Below are 19,407 nucleotides of genomic sequence, written 5' to 3' on the forward strand. Positions count from 1 at the left end.
TTTATAGAAAAAACGAAACAGCATACCAGAATAAATGTCTTAAAGTTTTTTGAAAAATGGTCGGAGCGGCGGGATTCGAACCCACGACCCCTTGACCCCCAGTCAAGTGCGCTACCGGGCTGCGCTACGCTCCGGACCATGAAAAAGCCCTATGATATAAAGGCTTGTGGTGCAAGGTCTATTTTGATGATTATCCAAAACGAATACGCTCGCACCACTCGCCGTTACGACTATGTGGTTCGAATCTGATAGGTTTCAGGCACATATCGATACCCCTCACCGTCACGTTGCAAATATGCAAGCGACGGAAACGGCATGTGATAGCCAATAAACGGAAGCTTATCCGTAGCGATCATATCGAACATACGCTTACGGGTTTCAGCCGCCATTTCCTTATCTATATCAAAAGAAACATGCCAATCTGGTCGCTGTAAGGTAATGACCGAGTGATTGGCAGTATCGGAAATGAGCATCAATGACTTTCCGCCTGATTCAACGCGGAAAGCCAGATGCCCCGGCGTGTGCCCATAGGCTCCGACAGCCTGGATACCCGACAAAACATCCTTGCCATCATCGATAAAGGTTATCTTATCAACCAAAGGCTTCACGTTCTTATCGACAAGTTGAGCGACACCTTTTGCTGGAGTTTCAAGCCGTGCTGGATCTGTCCAGAAGTCATATTCTTTCTGCCCAGCAGCATAACGCGCATTGGCAAAAGCCGGTTTACCGTCTTCAATCAGCCCGCCAATATGATCAGGATGGAAATGGCTCAGCACGACAAGCGATACATCATCCGCCTTATAGCCCGAAGCCTCAAGCGCACTGATAAGCTTGCCCTGCCCCGCTTCGCGCGCGCCTGCACCCATCCCGGTATCAAATAGAACAAGTTCTTTGCCTGTATTGATCAAAACCGGAGTGAAGCTGTTTACAAAGCGATCTGTCGGCAGAAGATTTTCTTCGAGCAGCGCTGCAACGTCCTCTGGGTCCTGATTTACAGCATAAGTCTTCTCAGGTGCCTCGCCTGCCCGTCGGCCATCCGACAGTGTGGTTATTTCAAAATCGCCAAACTGGAAGCGATGAAAACCTGGGTTCTCAATTTTGGACAACGCAGTTTCTGCTTTCGCTTCATCACTTTTGAAGGGCGCCAAAGCCATTCCACCGCTTGCGGCAGACGCTGCAACAATAAAATTTCGTCGTGAGAGTGCCATTGGTCAGTCTCCAAATTATTAGGTGCTTGTTAGGATAGCGCAAACGGCATGTCGATCCAGTGTAGCTTAATCAAGTTTTCGTAGATCGCTGATGACACCACACTTGTCAGCCGCAAAAAACATGGCTATCTGAAACATGCGCGGGACGACCCGCGTCTGTGTTCGCATAGGGGACGGCCCCATTTAAGGGGTGTTCCGTGGCTGGACCTATAGAACAATTCGCGATCAGACCTATTGTCGAGCTTGGCACACTCGGCGACCAGCAGATCGTTTTCACAAATTCTGCACTCTATATGCTGCTAACTGTCACGGTTGCCGCAGGTTTTTTGTTTATTGCTTCACACCGCAGTAAAGTTGTGCCGGGACGTCTGCAATCTTCAGCCGAAATGCTTTACGAATTTGTTTCGCAGACAATTCGCGAGAATGCCGGACAGCATGGAATGAAGTTTTTCCCACTGGTATTCTCGCTTTTCATATTCATTCTGGTGGCAAACCTGATCGGCATGTTTCCCTATGCATTTACAGTCACAAGTCAGCTCATAGTGACTTTTGCACTGGCAATGCTGGTTTTTCTTACGGTGACGATTTACGGCCTATTTAAGCACGGCTTCAAGTTCTTCAGACTGTTTATGCCAGCTGGCGTCCCGGCAATTCTCGCGCCGATCATCGTGCCAATCGAACTGATGTCCTATATCTCACGACCGATCAGTCACTCCGTTCGTTTGTTTGCTGTCATGCTGGCGGGGCATATCACGCTGAAAGTATTTGCTGGCTTCGTCGTTGGCTTAGGTAGCCTGGGAACAATGGGCTTACTGTCCGCAATTCTGCCTCTAGCGATGACTGTCGCGCTCACAGCACTTGAACTGTTGATGGCCGTGATCCAAGCTTATGTCTTCACAATGCTGAGCTGCATGTATCTCAATGATGCTCTGCATCCTTCACATTAATTCTATGTTTTAACGCGCATCTTATCCGAAAACCGCTTCACACTTTTCTGGATGCGCCTTATCCATCACGAAAGGACGACCTTTCGTTATTTCAATCATGGGACGGCCCATATCAACGGAGCAAAATAAAATGGCATGGATTTATCTGGCAATAGCTGGAGGCCTTGAAGTCATATGGGCCTATTTCATGAAAAAGTCTGAGGGATTTTCGGTCCTCACACCCAGCGTAATTACCATTGTAACCATGATTGGAAGCTTCGCACTGCTTTCTATTGCAATGCGAACCCTTCCGCTGGGCACTGCTTATGCCATCTGGACGGGCATTGGCGCTGTTGGCGCGTTTCTGGTGGGAATTTTCATTCTCGGTGAAGCGGCGAGCTTTTTCCGCGTTGCCAGTGTGATGCTTATTCTCGCCGGCATAATCGGACTGAAACTGTCGTCGACATAAAACATAAAAAAGGGAGGCAAATGCCTCCCTTTTTTATTCGATATCAGCGAACCTGATCCAGAAGTCGCTTGCATTCAAGAAGGTCAAATAACGCTTCCTGCAAAAGACTTCTATTGTCTTTGGATGCTCGTTTGCCATCAGCACCAATCGGGCCGTCTTCTTCGCCTTTTAACAGGCCAAACAGCTTGCGTGCTGGTTGCGGTGCCTTAATGCCATTCGGCAAGGCCATTTCGTTGTCAGCGGCGTTTTCCATCGCCTGCTTTTCAGCGGCTGCCTGCTTCTGGCGCGTAATCGCATCAATTGCCTGCACATCGCCATTGCCCAGAGCAATGATGAATTGCGCATTATTCTCGCGAAGAAGGCGCTGCACGCCTTTGATCGTATAACCCTGATCATAAAGCAGATGCCGAATACCCTTAAGCAGCTCAACATCCAGCGGACGATAATAACGACGTCCGCCGCCACGCTTCATAGGCTTAATTTGGGTAAAACGCGTTTCCCAAAAACGCAGAACATGCTGCGGAAGATCAAGATCCTCTGCAACTTCGCTAATCGTCCTGAATGCGTCAGGGCTTTTATCCATCTGCTTGCCTTTCCAGTGGTTTGGTTAGCCTCAAGGCGTCCCCTGCCAGTCCAGATAGTTCAAATGGCAATCAGTACTTCAATCAGTACGTGCCATAATATCACAATAATCCAACGGCGTTTATCATAAAAAAAACCGACGAAAAGCCCCAATTTCTCGGCGTCTCATATTAGCGGCCCGACTCAGCCTTAATAAGGAATATATAATATCAGGAACTGATAAGCACCTCTTCAGAATAACAGGAAATACGCAATTAGATTGTTGATAGTAGAAAGTCTCACCTCGCTTCAATGGTGAAACAAAAAAGCCGCCCATCGAAACGGGCGGCTGAGCTCACGAAACTGCTCTAGTGCAAACTGATCTGAATTTTTACTTAGCGCTTTTTGCGCTGCGCTTCTGATGTTCTTGCAAAATGCGTTGCTTCAGAACGTTGGAAGCCTTGAATGTCATCACGCGGCGCGGAAGAATTGGAACTTCTTCACCCGTCTTCGGATTACGGCCGATACGTTCATTCTTATCACGGACCTGAAATGTCGCAAAGGACGACAGTTTCACGGTTTCCCCGTTTACGATAGCGTCACAGACCTCATCGAGGATCATCTCGACCAGAGCCGCCGATTCTGTTCTGGACAGGCCTACCTTACGATAAACAGCCTCTGCCAAATCAGCACGTGTGACCGTCTTACCTCCCATAACAGAACCTACCTGGTTAGCGTGTGAACAGATAATATCCTTAAGTGACAGGAGGTTACACAAATAAAAGTGGTTCGGTCAAGCCGCGAGTTTCCTCGCGGCCTATCAATTTTCTAATTACCAGCGCAATAGAACTGCGCCCCATGTAAATCCACCGCCCATAGCCTCAAGAAGAACGAGGTCTCCCTTCTTAATGCGCCCGTCTGCAACTGCTGTTGCGAGTGCCAGCGGAACAGAAGCTGCGGAGGTATTTCCGTGGCGATCCACGGTGATAACCACCTTTTCCTCGGCGATATTCAGTTTTTTAGCGGAAGCGTCGATGATGCGCTTGTTGGCCTGATGTGGCACAAACCAATCAATATCCTCAGCTGTCAGCCCGGTTTCTGCAAAAGAGGCCTCGATCACATCCGTGATCATGCCCACAGCATGTTTGAAAACTTCACGGCCTTCCATACGAAGATGGCCGACTGTTTGCGTGGTGGATGGTCCACCATCAACAAAAAGCTTTTCTTTATGGTTGCCATCCGAGCGAAGATTCGCTGTCAGAATGCCGCGATCAGACGTCAGGCCTTTGCCTTCTGCCGACTCAAGCACGATTGCGCCTGCACCATCACCAAACAGCACGCAGGTTGTGCGATCATTCCAATCGAGAATACGCGAGAATGTTTCGGCGCCGATGACCAGAACACGCTTGGCCAAGCCACCGCGGATATAAAGATCCGCTGTTGTTATGGCGTAAATGAAGCCACTGCAAACTGCCTGCAAATCAAAGGCGAAGCCCGTCGTAATGCCAAGCTCACGCTGAATTTCGACTGCGCTCGCAGGAAACGTATGATTCGGCGTCGATGTTGCAACCAGAACAAGATCGATATCCGACGCATCGATACCTGCATTTTCAAGCGCCGCGCGCGCTGCAGCCGCACCGAGCGACACGGTGGTTTCGCCCTCGCCTGCAATGTGACGCTGACGGATACCCGTGCGCTGAACAATCCATTCGTCGGAGGTTTCAATCACGCCCGCGAAGTCGGAGTTCTTCATGATCCGCTCAGGCAATGCCGAACCAATACCTCTTACGACAGATCTTATCATCGTTATTTTTCCTGTCCTGCGTGACCGTAGCAGGATTTTCTGCCGGTCAGAATTCTTGTCCCTTAGCGAGACAATTATTATTTTGTGCTTTCGCTACCATCATTCGACGCAGTTTGCGGATGACTGTGGTGGAAATGCGCCAGATCGACTTCGATTTTTTCGAGCAGCTTATTGCGGACCATGTCATAGCCAACTTCAATCGCTGAACAGAAACCCTCAGCGGTCGCACTTCCGTGGCTTTTGATAACAACGCCACTCATGCCGAGCAATACACCGCCATTGACCTTGTTCGGGTCCATTTTTTCGCGAATACGATCAAATGCGCCCTTAGCAAAAATATAGCCAATTTTTGCGAGCCAAGTACGGCTCATGGCCTGACGCAAGAGTGTGGCCATCTGACGTGACGTGCCTTCTGCGGTTTTGAGCGCGATATTGCCCGTAAAACCTTCCGTCACCACCACATCAACGGCGCCATTTCCAATGTCGTTTCCTTCGACGAAACCCTTATATTGAAGGCCTTCAAGCGGCATATCGCGCAAAATCTGCGCTGCTTGTTTTACTTCGTCGAGACCTTTGACTTCTTCAGTGCCGACATTGAGAAGGCCAACTGTCGGCTTGCGAATTTCAAAAAGAGCCCGCGCCATGCCAGCGCCCATCACTGCATAATCGACAAGCTGGCGTGCATCTGCACCAATGGTCGCGCCGACGTCCAGCACGATGCATTCGCCCTTCAAGGTCGGCCAGATCGCTGCAATGGCAGGACGCTCAACATCGGACAGCATACGCAAGCAGAATTTGGACATCGCCATCAGCGCGCCGGTGTTGCCCGCAGACACGCAAACATCTGCATCGCCGGTTTTTACGGCTTCAATTGCCTGCCACATAGAAGACTTGCCGCGACCAGAGCGAAGCGCCTGGCTCGGTTTATCATCCATTTTAATTGCTACTTCACTGGCGCGAAACTCGGATGCAGCCTGTAGCTTCGGGTAACGTGCCAATACAGGCTCGACCTGTCCGGCCAAACCAAAGAATATAAACCGGATATCAGGATGACGCTCAAGCGCCTTCGCCGCACCTGGGATGACCACTTCAGGGCCAAAATCACCGCCCATGGCGTCAATCGAAACTTTTATCACTCTTGATTAATCCTGTGCGATCCCTTGCCCCAAATCTGCATTTTTAAAAACAGAGAGCTTTTCCGCGAAAATAGTGTTTTTCCGGTCATGCACAACCAGATTCTATCAAGCATCCGTTAAATCACGGCTTCTTAGACCAGTCTGATAGCTTTGCGAAAGGCGAATCAGGCTTATCTTCCTCATCCACATCGCCAAAAATTACTGGCTCTGCCTCTTCTGGCAGACCCGGTTTGCGTGGATAAGGATCAAGTGCCAGTTCAAAAAACTCTTCCGCGACAGCGCCCAAATCAATTTTATCGCCAACAAATGTCTCTGGTATGTCTGCGCCTTCAGCATCAAGCAGCATTTCACCGCTCTCATCCAGCTGAACTTTAGCGAGACGAGAATCCTCCGGCACAAAAATTGTATCGACCTGCTCGTCAATCGTTGCATCCAGCGGCTCAAGCGTGGCTACGCATGACTGCACAACGTCTGCCTTGATCGTTCCGCGAATGCGAATGCCGCGCTTTTTCCAAGGTGTGAGCAAAAATTCGGCATCAAAGGATTTCACCGACCGAAGGCCGTGCTCATCAGCCAACGCCGCTCTTTCCTTTTCATTCGTCCCAATCTTCACCGTCAGACCCTTGTGGGGGAGATGCAGAACCGGAACGGGATAAGTCAGTGCCGGTTTATCAGTCATTATTCTCAGCCTTTTTCTTCGTATCAGTTGGCGATAGCGCCATGTCTTCGACATTTATAAAGGAAATATCGCCTGCCGCCAAAACGCCGTCATCGGTTTTTGCAAGCAAATCCCGACACGCGAACACATACGCACTCAAATGGTGAGAATGCGGCCATAATTCGAGATCAGGCTGAATATTTCTTGTTAGAGCTGCTGCCAATGCCTCTTGGTCATTATTATCCAGTGCCGAGCCATAAGAACTGACACGACCGTAGAACATCCGTGCGAGCTTCTTCATCCGCTTCGGAACGCCCTGATCACCGATTCCCAATTCTCGCAAGGAATGGTCAACATCCTTGAAAAATTCATCTGCAATGTCCTGTGCAAGGGGCATCAGCGCCGAATTTTCGCCCTTCATACGATGAAGAGTGAGGAAAATATGAACCGAAAGCATTTCATAGCGCCCCAATGGTGTATCAGGCACCTGAAATTGCGAATAAAATCGCTTTTGCCGCGCCGCCGCCACGATCGTCTCGTAAACGCGAAGCACAACTGTCTCATTTGCTTTGTTTTTGCGGCGAAAAAGTCGAAGAATCATTCGTATACGACCGTACTTGTTGCATCCAGTTGCAAGGTGGTTTACCGAAGTTCTCCTGACGGCGAAAGTGCCGCGCTGATATAGAATGTATGGAGAGGTCTTTGTTGCAGCGAATTTTCCCAAGCGCACGCAAACAGCGTGCCCTTCTCGCAGGCACAGCAATTCTCTTTTCGGCGGCTCTTGCCGGATGCAACACTGCATCCACGCTAAACCCGTCGGAAACGATCACAGAGGGTTACGTGCTTGATCAGGATGCGCTCGATTCGGTTCCGGTTGGTTCCAGCCGTGAGCAAGTGCTTCTGGCTCTAGGAACGCCATCAACAACGGCGACCTTCGATAATGAAGTGTTCTATTACATTTCGCAGAAGCGCTACCGTGCGGCACAGTTCATGAAGCCGAAAATCGTCGATCGCAACATCCTTGCGGTTTACTTCGATAAGGATGGTAAGGTTCACCATATCGCCAATTATGGTCTTCAGGATGGCAAGGTCTTTGATTTTGTATCCCGTACGACGCCGACCGGCGGCAAGGATCAGACCTTCATTGGCCAGATCATTCAGGGTGTTGCCAAAGCTCCAACGTCGCTTCCAGGCGGCATGACAGCTGGCGGAAACAACTAATTCTGCAAAGTGGATTGCAAAAAACCCGCCTTACGGCGGGTTTTTTATTGTTTCGCATCACGCGGAATGTGCAAGCACTGCAAGCAACAAAAGTGCCACGATGTTGGTGATCTTGATTGCCGGATTAACGGCAGGACCAGCGGTATCCTTGTAAGGATCACCCACAGTATCACCCGTTACAGAAGCCTTATGTGCTTCCGAGCCTTTGAGATGCTTCACGCCATCGGCGTCTGTGAAGCCATCTTCAAAGCTTTTCTTGGCATTATCCCATGCGCCACCACCCGATGTCATGGATATGGCCACAAACAATCCGTTAATGATAACGCCCAGAAGCGACGCGCCAAGAGCCGCAAAAGCCGCCGCTTTGGAGCCTGAGATAAGCAGAACGCCAAAATATACGACAATTGGAGCCAGAACCGGCAGAAGTGATGGAATAATCATTTCCCGGATAGCCGCTTTGGTCAGCAGGTCAACTGCACGCGCATAGTCCGGGCGATCCTGCCCAGTCATAATGCCCGGCTTTTCACGGAACTGACGCCGCACTTCCTGCACCACGGCACTGCCTGCACGACCAACAGCCGTCATTGCCATACCGCCAAAGAGATATGGAATGAGGCCGCCGAAGATCAGACCAGCCACCACGTAAGGGTTAGAGAGCTCAAACGATACCGGTCCCATATCCGCAAAATAGGGATAGGTTTGTCCGTTGGCTGCGAAATAGGCGAGATCGTTTGAATAGGCAGCGAACAGTACAAGTGCACCGAGACCCGCAGAACCAATCGCATAGCCCTTGGTGACGGCCTTAGTCGTGTTGCCCACTGCATCCAACGCATCGGTGGATTTGCGCACTTCCGGATCAAGACCGGCCATTTCCGCAATACCACCCGCATTATCCGTGACCGGACCAAAGGCATCGAGCGCCACAATCATACCAGCAATGCCAAGCATGGCTGTAACCGCAATGGCGGTGCCGAAGAGTCCTGCAAGCTGATACGTACTGATAATACCACCAATAATAACAATCGCAGGCAAAGCGGTTGATTCCAGCGATACCGCCAGTCCCTGAATGACATTGGTGCCATGACCCGTCACAGAAGCCTGCGCAATCGAATTGACCGGGCGTTTGTTGGTGCCGGTGTAATATTCAGTAATCACGACGATCAGGCCAGTCACGATCAAGCCGATGATGCCGCAGATAAACAGGTTGGTGCCGGTGATTGTCATTCCTGCAACGACGCCCACCTCTCCCCAGCCGACCGTCAGCGTATTGGCAACGGCAAGACCCACGATAGACAGAAGTCCGGTTGCGATCAGGCCTTTATAAAGCGCGCCCATGATGGAGCCATTAACACCAAGTTTGACGAAAAACGTTCCCGCAATTGATGTGAGGATGGAAACGCCACAGATCGCCAGCGGATAAAGCATCACACTTGAAAGCACATCGGAACCGGCAAAGAAGATCGCAGCCAGAACCATGGTTGCAACAACCGTCACCGCATAGGTTTCAAACAAATCCGCTGCCATACCTGCGCAGTCACCGACATTATCGCCGACATTATCAGCAATGGTTGCTGGATTGCGTGGATCATCTTCCGGAATGCCTGCTTCGACCTTGCCAACAAGATCGCCGCCGACATCGGCACCCTTTGTAAAGATACCGCCGCCCAAGCGTGCGAAGATCGAAATCAGCGAAGCACCAAAACCGAGCGCCACAAGCGCATCGATGACTGTGCGATCAGAGGGTGCATAACCCAGCCAAACCGTCAGAATTAAATAATAAACTGACACACCCAACAGTGCCAAACCAGCTACGAGCATACCAGTAATAGCGCCAGACTTAAAAGCTATTTCCAAGCCTCCAGCGAGGCTGAGGGATGCGGCTTGCGCTGTGCGCACATTCGCACGAACGGAAACATGCATCCCGATAAAGCCTGTCAAACCGGACAGGATCGCACCGATGAGAAAGCCTACAGCGGCCGAAATTGAGAGCAGATACCAGACCGCAAGAAAGACAACCACGCCAACCAGCGCAATGGTTGTATATTGTCGCGCGAGATAGGCTGCGGCACCTTCACGAATTGCAGCAGCAATTTCCTGCATACGCGCTGTGCCCTGATCTGCGGCAAGAACCGAACGCGTTGCCCATATGGCAAACAGAACGGAAAATACACCGCAGGCTATGACGAGAAGAAGAACTCCGATTCCCATTTAGGCCAACTCCCATTGAGCGCGCACCAGCTTGCGATAAATCGCTCGCAATCACGGAGCGATTATCTGCACACATCGGCGCATGAAAGGCCCGAAAACCCCTCCCCGGGCCAGAGATAGCGGCATGGAAGTGCCTGAAACCGTCAAGTCACCGGGTTTCATCGGCTTGATTTTACGTTTGAAGCATCTGCTTACAATCGAAGAGTTTGCAGATGTTTCTGCATTCGCGCATTCTCAATGCCGCAGGCTCAACATGCGGAAGACGTATTGAAACGTCAAGTCGTAGTTTGTTGAATTACCAAAGCAAAAAGGCTGCGATTTCTCGCAGCCTTTTTGGTCTAAATAGGAATGTCTGTTACTTGCCGCGCGGCTTTGTTCCACGGCTTTCGCCACGAAGTTCGAAAGCAATACGGTCGAGCACCGCGTTGACGAGCTTCGGCTCTTCTTCGGTGTAGAAAGCCTTGGCGATATCGACATATTCCGAGACGATAACCGCAGTTGGTACATCTTTGCGGGTTTTCAATTCCCACGCACCGGCGCGCAAAATCGCACGCAGTGTTGAATCAAGACGGGAAAGCGGCCAATCTTCAGTCAATGCCTGATGGATCATCGGATCCAGTGCAAGCTGCGTTTCCACAACACCTGCCACAATGCCACGGAACCATTGCGGATCTGCATCGAGATACTGCATGCCATCCACTTCCTTGCCAAGGCGATGGGCTTCATATTCAGCAACGACTTCGATGACGCCTGTTCCGGCAACATCCATCTGATAAAGCGCCTGAACGGCTGCGAGACGCGCAACGCCACGCTTGTTTGCGGCTCTTGGTGCATTCGGGCTGGTGCGGCCTTCAGAAGAAGCAGTCATCGTATCAGGCTCCGAATTTCTTACGTAGATCAATCATAGTTAGGGCTGCACGGGCTGCAAAGCCACCCTTGTCCTTATCTTCGCGACGCGCACGCACCCAAGCCTGCTCATCATTCTCTACAGTCAGAATGCCATTGCCAATAGCAAGACCTTCTTCAACTGCAAGATCGGTCAATGCGCGGCAGGATTCATTGGCAACAATATCAAAATGATAGGTTTCACCACGAATGACTGTGCCGAGAGCGACAAAGCCATCATAATTCGTGCCGCCATTTTCAGCGCCATCAAGCGCGAAAGAAATCGTCGCTGGCACTTCCAGTGCACCGGGAACCGTCACAACATCATAAGTCGCGCCAGCAGCATCCAGAGCAGCCTTTGCGCCGTCAAGAAGCGCATCCGACAGTTCTTCGTAGAAACGCGCTTCAACAATGAGCAAATGCGGCGCGTGCGCCTCGTGCTTCGACATGAGAGACTCCATGACAGAAATCGCGGACCGCAAATCCTGCGGTCAACGCTAAATTCAAAAAAACAGCTTAGGGTTCTTAGGCTCTAAGCTTATTTCTTATATTGCGCAAGCCTTGCTGCGTAACGGGCCAGCTGATCGATCTCAATATTGATCTTGTCGCCTGCTTTACGGTCGCCCCACGTGGTCACTTCAAGCGAATGGCGAATAAGCAGAACGTCAAATTCATTGCCATTGACGCCATTGACCGTCAGCGATGTACCATCCAGTGCGACAGAGCCTTTCTGGGCGATAAAAGGTGCCAGTTCTTCCGGCGCACGCAGAGTGAAGCGGACAGCATCGCCCTCTTCCTTGCGCTCAACAATTTCCGCCTGTCCATCGATGTGACCGGACACAAGATGGCCACCCATTTCGTCACCAAGCTTGAGCGAACGCTCAAGATTAATGCGGGTGCCATTTTCCCATTTTGAAATGGTCGTGAGACGCAATGCCTCTTCCCAGGCTTCCACTTCAAACCAGCGGGCATTGGTGCCTTTTTCCGGTAGTGCCACAACGGTCAGGCAAACTCCAGAACAGGCAATCGAAGCGCCAAGCTCGATGGTTTCAGGATCGTAAGCTGTTTCGATCCGCAGCAGCACACCTTCATTAAGCGGCTTAATACGATCAACCTTGCCAATGTCGGTGACAATACCTGTAAACATCAAGTCTTCCTTACATATTCCGCATAAGCATCGTCGCCATATCGCGCCTCGCGCACAATTGCGAATTCATTAGCGATATGGGATTGCAGATCCGTGACGGCAACCCCGGCGGCAGAACCGATTTCAACAGGTGAGCGGAAAAGCACGACGCGATCAACCAGATTTTCTTTTAAAAAGCTGCTGGCAACGCTTGCTCCACCCTCGACCAGAACAGAGGAAATACCCTGTGCAGCAAGGTCATCCATCAATTCTGGTAAAGCGATGCGGCCTTCATCACTTTCCGCCGCGATGATGCGGCATCCCGCCGCCTGCATCTCATAACGTCGCTCAGGCGCCACATGTTCACAACAAGCAAGCCACAAAGGAATAGCGTCTGAACTGCGAATAAGCTTTGAATCGAGCGGCAGTTTTAATCCGCTATCCAACACAAGGCGAACGGGCGAGCGTTGTTCCAGCCCCGGCAGACGACAATTCAGAATTGGGTCATCAGCAATTGCTGTTTCGACACCGACCAGAATTACATCGGTCTGCGCACGCAGAATATGCGACTGCGCGCGCGCAATCGGACCCGTGATTGTTACCTGTCCCTCACCCTTTTTACCGATGAAGCCATCGGCAGAAAGTGCAAGTTTCAGAATCACTTCCGGGCGTTTTTTAGAAGATCGATTCAGATAGCCCGCGAGGTCATCGGCAGCCTTATCTGACAGAATGCCCGGCACCACTTCAATGCCCGCGTCACGCAGGATTGCGAAGCCTTTGCCGCTTACTCTTTCGTCGGGATCAGTCGCGGCAACAAACACCCGCACAATACCTGCATGCACCAGAGCTTCCGCACATGGCGGTGTACGACCATGATGTGCGCAAGGTTCGAGACTGACATAAGCCGTGGCGCCCCGCGCCGCCTCACCCGCATCGGCCAGTGCCTGCGGCTCTGCATGAGGACGCCCACCGATTGCCGTCACGCCACGTCCAACGATAACACCATCTTTGACGATGATCGTGCCAACTGACGGGTTTGTTCCCGTTAAGCCCTTGTTGCGCCGTGCAAGACGAATGGCTGCTTCCATGAAGCGCAGATCATCGGCCGTCGCTTTTGCATGCGAGAATTCCACTTGGCTCATTTTATGCGTCCGGGTCGGAGGCGGGTTCAGTGACAGTCAATTCATCAATGACGTTGTGGAAATCGACGGCCTTGCTGAAATTGCGATAGACGGAAGCAAAGCGGATATAGGCGATGTCATCGACGCCCTTGAGCGCATCCATCGCTAGACGGCCAATTTCGTCGGACGTTACTTCGGCTTCGCCTGAGCTTTCGAGTTGGCGCACGATACCAGAAATCGCGCGTTCGATACGCTCTTCATCAATCTCACGCTTGCGCAGAGCCACATCAATGGAACGAGATAGCTTTTCACGATCGAAAGGCACCCGACGACCGCTCTTCTTCACGACCATAAGATCACGCAATTGCACGCGCTCAAAAGTTGTGAAGCGTCCGCCACATACCGAACAGACACGACGTCGGCGAATAACCGCACCGTCTTCCGCCGGGCGGGAATCCTTCACCTGCGTATCTTCAGACTGGCAATAGGGACAACGCATGGCACTCTTTCAATTGAATAGATGATTCCATTGAATGATACCCCATCAGGCGAATGCTGCCTAATTGAGACAGATATGAAAAAGCCCGCTCAACAAGGTTGAACGGGGCTTCATCAAAATTTGAAGGGTTTTAGCCCTGATAGCCGTACATCGGGAAGCGATCAGTCAGTGCAATGACCTTGGCCTTAACCGCTGCTTCAACGGATGCATTGCCTTCGTCGGAGTTGGCAACTTTCAGACCATCGAGCACTTCTGCGATCAGCGAGCCAATTTCCTTGAACTCAGCCTTGCCGAAACCGCGGGTCGTGCCAGCAGGTGTACCAAGACGAACACCGGAGGTTACGAATGGCTTTTCTGGATCGAATGGAATGCCGTTCTTGTTACAAGTGACATTTGCACGGCCAAGTGCTGCTTCAGCGCGCTTACCAGTTGCATTCTTCGGACGCAGATCGACCAGCATCAGGTGGTTGTCGGTGCCGCCTGAAACAATGTCCAAGCCCTGCGACTTCAGTTCGTCCGAAAGCGCACGCGCATTATCGACAACGTTCTGAGCGTAGATCTTGAATTCCGGCTTCAGAGCTTCTGCAAAAGCAACGGCCTTACCAGCAATCACGTGCATCAGCGGTCCGCCCTGCAAGCCCGGGAAGACAGCAGAATTGAACTTCTTCGCCAGATCTGGATCGTTGGTGAGGATCATACCGCCGCGTGGACCGCGAAGCGACTTGTGAGTCGTCGTGGTGCAAACATGCGCATGTGGAACCGGCGATGGGTGTACTCCACCGGCAACCAGACCAGCGATGTGAGCCATATCGACCATCAGATATGCGCCAACTTCATCAGCGATTTCACGGAAACGCTTCCAGTCCCAGATACGGGAATAGGCAGTACCACCAGCAAGAATAAGCTTCGGCTTGTTTTCACGTGCAAGACGGGCGATTTCTTCCATATCCAGAAGGTGATCGTCTTCACGAACGCCATAGGAAACAACGTTGAACCACTTGCCCGACATGTTAACAGGCGAACCGTGCGTCAGGTGACCACCGGAATTGAGGTCGAGGCCCATGAAAGTGTCGCCCGGCTGCAAAAGCGCCAGGAACACAGCCTGATTCATCTGGCTGCCGGAGTTTGGCTGGACGTTTGCAAATTCTGCACCGAACAGCTTCTTGGCGCGCTCAATCGCCAGTTCTTCAACAACGTCAACATACTGGCAGCCGCCATAATAGCGCTTGCCCGGATAACCTTCGGCATATTTGTTGGTGAGGATCGAACCCTGTGCTTCAAGCACCGCACGCGAAACAATATTTTCCGAGGCGATCAGCTCAATTTCATGACGCTGACGACCGAGTTCGTTGCGGATCGCACCGAAAATATCGGCATCAATCTCTTCAAGAGTTGCGTTGAAAAAAGCGGTATTGGCTTGTGTCATGTTTCACACCCTCCGGGTTAGCCGGCCGTAGCACTAAGAGATGAGGCGCAGTATCACACTTCGAATGGCAAGGCCAATGGCCGCAAAGCGAAAAGCATGTTCCAAAATGCGGCATGATGGTGCCAAAGGCACTGCCGGAAACAAAAAAGCCGCCCGAAATAGATTGGGGCGGCTTTTTTGCAGATAGTTTCAGATCAGGTATCAGTGCCAAGCGCCAGCGCGCTCGAACCATCCATCTTGTAGATGTCGTCGCGGAACTGCACTACACCATCACCAGTCGACCATGCGGTGATATAAACGAAGTGCAGCGGCACAGGATCAACCACCTGAATAGGCGTATTCACGCCGGAAGCAATCGTGCCTTCAATATTCTGACGATCCCAGCCAGCTGTGTTCTTCAACAGCCAGACATCCAGATCGCGAACGTTCTGCACGCGGACGCAGCCGGACGAATCAAAGCGCATCAACTTGTTGAAATAGCTCTTCTGTGGTGTGTCATGCATGTAAACGGCATGCGTGTTGTGGAAGTTGATCTTCGTGGAGGACATGGCGTTGATCTTGCCCGGGTCCTGACGGAACATCAGCTTCACCGCATCGTCGGTGTTCCAGTCAACGCTTTCCGGCGGAACCTCCTGACCCTGCGCATTGTAGAGGCGGATCTTGTTGTTTGCCAGATATTGCGGGTTTTTCCGCATCAGCGGAATAATATCCTTCTGGATGATCGACTTTGGAGCCGTCCAGTACGGATTGAGAATCACTTCGTGAATCTTGGAATCAAGAATTGGCGTCTGACGATCAATCTTGCCAACGACCGCTGTATGGCGCTGTGAAACGCTGCCGTTTTCAACAGCCTCAATACGTGCCGCAGGAATATTGACCATAACAAAGCGCTGCTCTGTCTGGCTTGCAGGTGTCATGCCGGAAAGACGCTGAAGATTGGTCTGCAACTGGCCAAGACGGGTATTCGCATCAACATTCATTGCAGCGTAGGTGAACTGGCCCATAACGCCATCGGCAGGCAGGCCATGACGCGACTGAAAGCGCTTAACGGCTGCATCGACATAAGTGTCATACGCGCTCGAAACACCAGCTTCACGTGGCAGATCGCCAGAAACGATCAAACGCTGGCGCAGAGCCTGAACCGAAGGATCATTGACGCCAAGCTGTAACTTTGCGCTGCCGGGAACCTGCGGCCAACCACCACGAGCGGCAAGATCACCATATTGGGCAATTGCCGACTGAAGATTGCCAACCGTCTGCTGACTGATAACCGGCTGATTGGTTGCAACCTTCTGGCCACCCGTTGCACGCGCATCAAACTGGTCATCCCAGTTACCGCGACGCGGTGCTGAAAGAATATCATTCAAAGCCTGCTGCTGGGCAAATGCTGCAGGAGCGATTGCAGATGCGGCAGCGGCCAAACCAGCGGTTGCAGCACCGCGCAGAAAGCTGCGACGGCCCACATTCATAGCCAGCATATTCTTGTCGGTTTTGGTCATTGTTTTGGTCCCAAAGGCTAACCTGTTGCGTCCGAATGCAAGGCACTCAGAAATAGCTCATGATTATGCACTGTATTAAACCCGATAAGTCGGTTTTTATGGCTTATTCATGTCGCGCCGCCAAGAATTCAAGGCAGCAACTGCTTAAATAGCTAGCAATCATGCAGTTCGTCGTATTAACCGGCGCAATTGTGACCGTTCTGCAACAAAATACTACAGTCGGTACGCTATGCTGTCATTCCAGAAACGATCGAGACGCTGCAACGAACGGTTCATGGCTGTAAACTCTTCCACCTGAATGCCACCGACCTGCTCAATAGAAGCAATATGACGCTGATAAAGAGACTGCACCTGATCGGCGATTTCATTGCCTTTATCGCTCAAGCTGACACGCACCGAACGACGATCTGTGCTTGAACGCTCATGATTGATAAAGCCCATATCAACGAGCTTTTTCAGATTGTAAGAGACGTTAGAACCAAGATAGTAGCCTCGCGAACGCAACTCGCCTGCGGTCAGTTCGGAATTACCGATGTTGAACAAAAGCAACGCCTGTGTCGCATTGATGTCGCTTCGACCAGCGCGATCAAACTCATCCTTGATGACGTCGAGCAGACGACGATGCAGACGCTCAACGAGCTGTAATGCTTCAAGATAAAGTGTGCGGAGCGCTGCTTCGGGATTCAAAAGCGGAGCAGATGCATCCATTCTGTGCTGTGCATTGATCATGTCTTTTGCCTCTCTGTCGGAGCAACCTTACGTGAGGTCACTCTCTTTCCTGTTCAGCCGGTGTTTTCACCGTGTCTGGATAGGAATTTAGACGAGATGCATAAAATTCGAATTAAAAGTCAGCCTTAACAGTAGCTTACCAAGCGAAATGCAATTTCAGGCTTAATGTTTTGTTACCAGCACATCAATTCAGACGGCAAGACCGACGCGTGACAGCCGGCGCTTTTCTAGAAAGAGCATGATGCGGAAGACAACATAAATGAGGATGCAGATCGCATTAAAACCAACAATCAATGGCCGATATTCGAAGTGTCGGGCAAAGACGGAATAGATCGCTATCTCACCAAGCGCTGCCACGACCCATAAAACCGGCCCCCACGGCGCACGCATCCAAAGGCCAGTTGCCGCTACGGGCATCAAGAGTGCCAAAGCAACGCAGGCCGTTTGCCACTGCCACGGCATCAGATCAAAGCGCCACAACAAGCCGGGTTGCACCCCAATCAGCTTAATCCAGTAATAAACGCCGCTCGCAAGCGCAGCCAAAGAGATCAAACGCATAAACCATACGAAAGACCATTCCGTGCCACTGGGCTGGATATGCTGGTGCAACTCATCCTGACGCATCAAAAGCTCAGTTCCCTCTCGCCAAGATTGGCAAAATACGCGTTGACCGTTTCCGGCTTCACTTCATCAATCGACGCAGGCTGCCAGACTGGCGCCCCGTCCTTATCGATCAAAACTGCCCGAACGCCTTCATAAAAATCGTGCCCTGCCAACATGCGTGATGCAATGCGATATTCCATGCGCATACAATCATCGAGATCAAGCGCACGGCCATCAGCTATCTGACGGAATGTCACCGCTAAACTGGTTGGCGACCGCGTAGCAAGAACTGTCAAAATATCCGTTGCAGGCTTGCTGCCATTTGCTGCAGCCTTTTGCAGCGCTTCGATACATTCAGCAAGCGTTGCATGCTCAAAACTTTCGGCAATCACGTTGCGGGCTTCGGGAGATGTTTCGAAATCAGGATATTGAGCACGCGCCAGAGCCGCATCAATATCGGCTTTTGCAATCAAATCATCGCGCAGATCATCCAGATCGCTGCTTGATATAGCATGAGTAGCAATACCGCTTTGCAGGCAATCGCCCCAGCGAATCCGATTACCCGTTAGAGCGAGATAATAGCCGAAATTATCATGCAGATGCGGCAGGAACGCGCTTCCACCCACATCGGGGAAAAAGCCAATACCTGTTTCTGGCATGGCAAAAAGCGTATTTTCAGTGACGATCCGGTGCGAGCCATGAATGGAGATACCTGCGCCACCGCCCATAACAATGCCGTTCAACAAAGAGACATATGGCTTTGGGAACCGTCCAATGCGCGCATTGAGACGATATTCGTCACGGAAGAAATCAAATGCAGGCGTTCCTTCCTGGCCAGCCTTATAAGCGGCCACAACATCACCACCCGCGCAGAAGGCACGACCTTCACCTTCGACAATAACGACAACGACATCATCATCCGATTCCCATGCTTGCAAAGCACGGTCGAGCGCAAGAATCATTTTATGGGTAAGAGCATTGAGCGCAGATGTGCGTGTAAGCCTGACAAGGCCAGCCTTACCCTTACGTTCAAAGCTGATTTCGCTGCCGCCACCGAAGTCAATCTGCATGTCGCTTTCTCCCGTATGATCAAAGTGTTTCAGATAAGACCGAAGGTTCGAAACACGTTAATCATTCTATCTTGCGCATTATCTTACGCAAAACCGCTCCGCACTTTTGCTGGAAATGCTTTCAATGGGTAGAAACTGAAAAGCCCCGCGTCAATCCTGCACAGGCTATTGTGCTTGGTTTAGCCACTTTTCCCGTGATAAACCGTCTGCAACACACACTAAGCTTCCGAACCGGTAGATTCCCAAGCTTTCTTCTCT

The 19,407-nt window shown here is 51.2% G+C and carries 21 protein-coding genes and 1 tRNA gene; 3 read left to right on the forward strand and 19 right to left on the reverse strand.

Annotated elements, in window-relative coordinates; translation table 11 throughout:
• Positions 1 to 57: 57 nt before the first annotated feature.
• Positions 58 to 134, reverse strand: a tRNA-Pro gene (locus ACOZHT_RS01155).
• A 96-nt stretch (positions 135 to 230) separates the two neighbouring features.
• On the reverse strand, positions 231 to 1,208 hold the full coding sequence (locus ACOZHT_RS01160; RefSeq protein WP_339508363.1) for an MBL fold metallo-hydrolase: 978 nt from the start codon (positions 1,206 to 1,208) through the stop codon (positions 231 to 233).
• A 197-nt stretch (positions 1,209 to 1,405) separates the two neighbouring features.
• Between ACOZHT_RS01160 and ACOZHT_RS01165 the strand changes: the two genes are divergently transcribed.
• Both ACOZHT_RS01165 and sugE read left to right on the forward strand, forming a co-directional pair.
• Complete coding sequence (locus ACOZHT_RS01165) at positions 1,406 to 2,155, forward strand: F0F1 ATP synthase subunit A (protein ID WP_339508362.1); 750 nt, start codon at positions 1,406 to 1,408, stop codon at positions 2,153 to 2,155.
• Between the two features lie 130 nt (positions 2,156 to 2,285).
• Positions 2,286 to 2,603: a quaternary ammonium compound efflux SMR transporter SugE gene (gene sugE, locus ACOZHT_RS01170; protein ID WP_339508361.1), complete on the forward strand. Its 318-nt coding sequence runs from the start codon at positions 2,286 to 2,288 to the stop codon at positions 2,601 to 2,603.
• A 43-nt stretch (positions 2,604 to 2,646) separates the two neighbouring features.
• Here the strand turns inward: sugE and ACOZHT_RS01175 are convergent, their stop codons facing one another.
• The 6 genes from ACOZHT_RS01175 to ACOZHT_RS01200 form a co-directional block, all read right to left on the reverse strand.
• Positions 2,647 to 3,186, reverse strand: a complete 540-nt coding sequence (locus ACOZHT_RS01175) for a MerR family transcriptional regulator (RefSeq protein WP_250039617.1) — start codon at positions 3,184 to 3,186, stop codon at positions 2,647 to 2,649.
• A gap of 369 nt (positions 3,187 to 3,555) precedes the next feature.
• The gene (locus tag ACOZHT_RS01180) at positions 3,556 to 3,879 is read right to left on the reverse strand and encodes an integration host factor subunit alpha (RefSeq protein ID WP_187545449.1); all 324 of its coding nucleotides are present in this window, start codon (positions 3,877 to 3,879) and stop codon (positions 3,556 to 3,558) included.
• Between the two features lie 117 nt (positions 3,880 to 3,996).
• Positions 3,997 to 4,968 (reverse strand): beta-ketoacyl-ACP synthase III, encoded by a 972-nt coding sequence (locus tag ACOZHT_RS01185; RefSeq protein WP_421565262.1) that lies wholly within the window; start codon positions 4,966 to 4,968, stop codon positions 3,997 to 3,999.
• Between the two features lie 77 nt (positions 4,969 to 5,045).
• Positions 5,046 to 6,104 (reverse strand): phosphate acyltransferase PlsX, encoded by a 1,059-nt coding sequence (plsX, locus tag ACOZHT_RS01190; RefSeq protein ID WP_339508358.1) that lies wholly within the window; start codon positions 6,102 to 6,104, stop codon positions 5,046 to 5,048.
• Between the two features lie 121 nt (positions 6,105 to 6,225).
• On the reverse strand, positions 6,226 to 6,783 hold the full coding sequence (locus ACOZHT_RS01195) for a YceD family protein (RefSeq protein WP_421565263.1): 558 nt from the start codon (positions 6,781 to 6,783) through the stop codon (positions 6,226 to 6,228).
• The gene (locus ACOZHT_RS01200) at positions 6,776 to 7,363 is read right to left on the reverse strand and encodes a ubiquinol-cytochrome C chaperone family protein (protein WP_339508354.1); all 588 of its coding nucleotides are present in this window, start codon (positions 7,361 to 7,363) and stop codon (positions 6,776 to 6,778) included. Before ACOZHT_RS01200 ends, ACOZHT_RS01195 begins: the two co-directional genes overlap by 8 nt.
• Before the next feature lie 101 nt (positions 7,364 to 7,464).
• Between ACOZHT_RS01200 and ACOZHT_RS01205 the strand changes: the two genes are divergently transcribed.
• Complete coding sequence (locus ACOZHT_RS01205; protein ID WP_250039610.1) at positions 7,465 to 7,983, forward strand: outer membrane protein assembly factor BamE; 519 nt, start codon at positions 7,465 to 7,467, stop codon at positions 7,981 to 7,983.
• Positions 7,984 to 8,040: 57 nt separating this feature from the next.
• On the opposite strand, the gene ACOZHT_RS01210 is transcribed toward ACOZHT_RS01205, so the two are convergent.
• From ACOZHT_RS01210 to ACOZHT_RS01260, 11 genes are all read right to left on the reverse strand, one after another.
• The gene (locus ACOZHT_RS01210) at positions 8,041 to 10,191 is read right to left on the reverse strand and encodes a sodium-translocating pyrophosphatase (protein WP_339508353.1); all 2,151 of its coding nucleotides are present in this window, start codon (positions 10,189 to 10,191) and stop codon (positions 8,041 to 8,043) included.
• 355 nt (positions 10,192 to 10,546) lie between these two features.
• Positions 10,547 to 11,059 carry a transcription antitermination factor NusB gene (gene nusB / locus ACOZHT_RS01215; protein ID WP_339508351.1) on the reverse strand — a complete coding sequence of 171 codons (513 nt, stop codon included), beginning with the start codon at positions 11,057 to 11,059 and terminating at the stop codon, positions 10,547 to 10,549.
• Positions 11,060 to 11,063: 4 nt separating this feature from the next.
• Complete coding sequence (locus ACOZHT_RS01220; RefSeq protein WP_339508350.1) at positions 11,064 to 11,525, reverse strand: 6,7-dimethyl-8-ribityllumazine synthase; 462 nt, start codon at positions 11,523 to 11,525, stop codon at positions 11,064 to 11,066.
• Positions 11,526 to 11,614: 89 nt separating this feature from the next.
• A complete protein-coding gene (locus tag ACOZHT_RS01225) occupies positions 11,615 to 12,223 on the reverse strand; it encodes a riboflavin synthase (RefSeq protein ID WP_313828317.1) in 609 nt (202 codons plus the stop codon).
• Entirely contained in the window at positions 12,223 to 13,344 is a 1,122-nt protein-coding gene (gene ribD / locus ACOZHT_RS01230) for a bifunctional diaminohydroxyphosphoribosylaminopyrimidine deaminase/5-amino-6-(5-phosphoribosylamino)uracil reductase RibD (RefSeq protein WP_339508346.1), read from the reverse strand. Before ribD ends, ACOZHT_RS01225 begins: the two co-directional genes overlap by 1 nt.
• Position 13,345: 1 nt before the next feature.
• Positions 13,346 to 13,822 carry a transcriptional regulator NrdR gene (gene nrdR / locus ACOZHT_RS01235; protein WP_339508344.1) on the reverse strand — a complete coding sequence of 159 codons (477 nt, stop codon included), beginning with the start codon at positions 13,820 to 13,822 and terminating at the stop codon, positions 13,346 to 13,348.
• 130 nt (positions 13,823 to 13,952) lie between these two features.
• Positions 13,953 to 15,248: a serine hydroxymethyltransferase gene (glyA, locus tag ACOZHT_RS01240; protein ID WP_339508342.1), complete on the reverse strand. Its 1,296-nt coding sequence runs from the start codon at positions 15,246 to 15,248 to the stop codon at positions 13,953 to 13,955.
• Positions 15,249 to 15,442: 194 nt separating this feature from the next.
• Complete coding sequence (locus ACOZHT_RS01245) at positions 15,443 to 16,747, reverse strand: L,D-transpeptidase family protein (RefSeq protein WP_339508341.1); 1,305 nt, start codon at positions 16,745 to 16,747, stop codon at positions 15,443 to 15,445.
• Positions 16,748 to 16,960: 213 nt separating this feature from the next.
• Positions 16,961 to 17,476 carry a transcriptional regulator LdtR gene (ldtR, locus tag ACOZHT_RS01250; RefSeq protein ID WP_250039598.1) on the reverse strand — a complete coding sequence of 172 codons (516 nt, stop codon included), beginning with the start codon at positions 17,474 to 17,476 and terminating at the stop codon, positions 16,961 to 16,963.
• Between the two features lie 189 nt (positions 17,477 to 17,665).
• Positions 17,666 to 18,100 carry a DUF6163 family protein gene (locus ACOZHT_RS01255; RefSeq protein ID WP_339508339.1) on the reverse strand — a complete coding sequence of 145 codons (435 nt, stop codon included), beginning with the start codon at positions 18,098 to 18,100 and terminating at the stop codon, positions 17,666 to 17,668.
• Complete coding sequence (locus ACOZHT_RS01260; RefSeq protein ID WP_339508338.1) at positions 18,100 to 19,149, reverse strand: enoyl-CoA hydratase/isomerase family protein; 1,050 nt, start codon at positions 19,147 to 19,149, stop codon at positions 18,100 to 18,102. Before ACOZHT_RS01260 ends, ACOZHT_RS01255 begins: the two co-directional genes overlap by 1 nt.
• Positions 19,150 to 19,407: the final 258 nt, after the last annotated feature.

The organism is Ochrobactrum sp. EDr1-4 (genome assembly GCF_049199085.1).
Classification (GTDB): Bacteria; Pseudomonadota; Alphaproteobacteria; order Rhizobiales; family Rhizobiaceae; genus Brucella.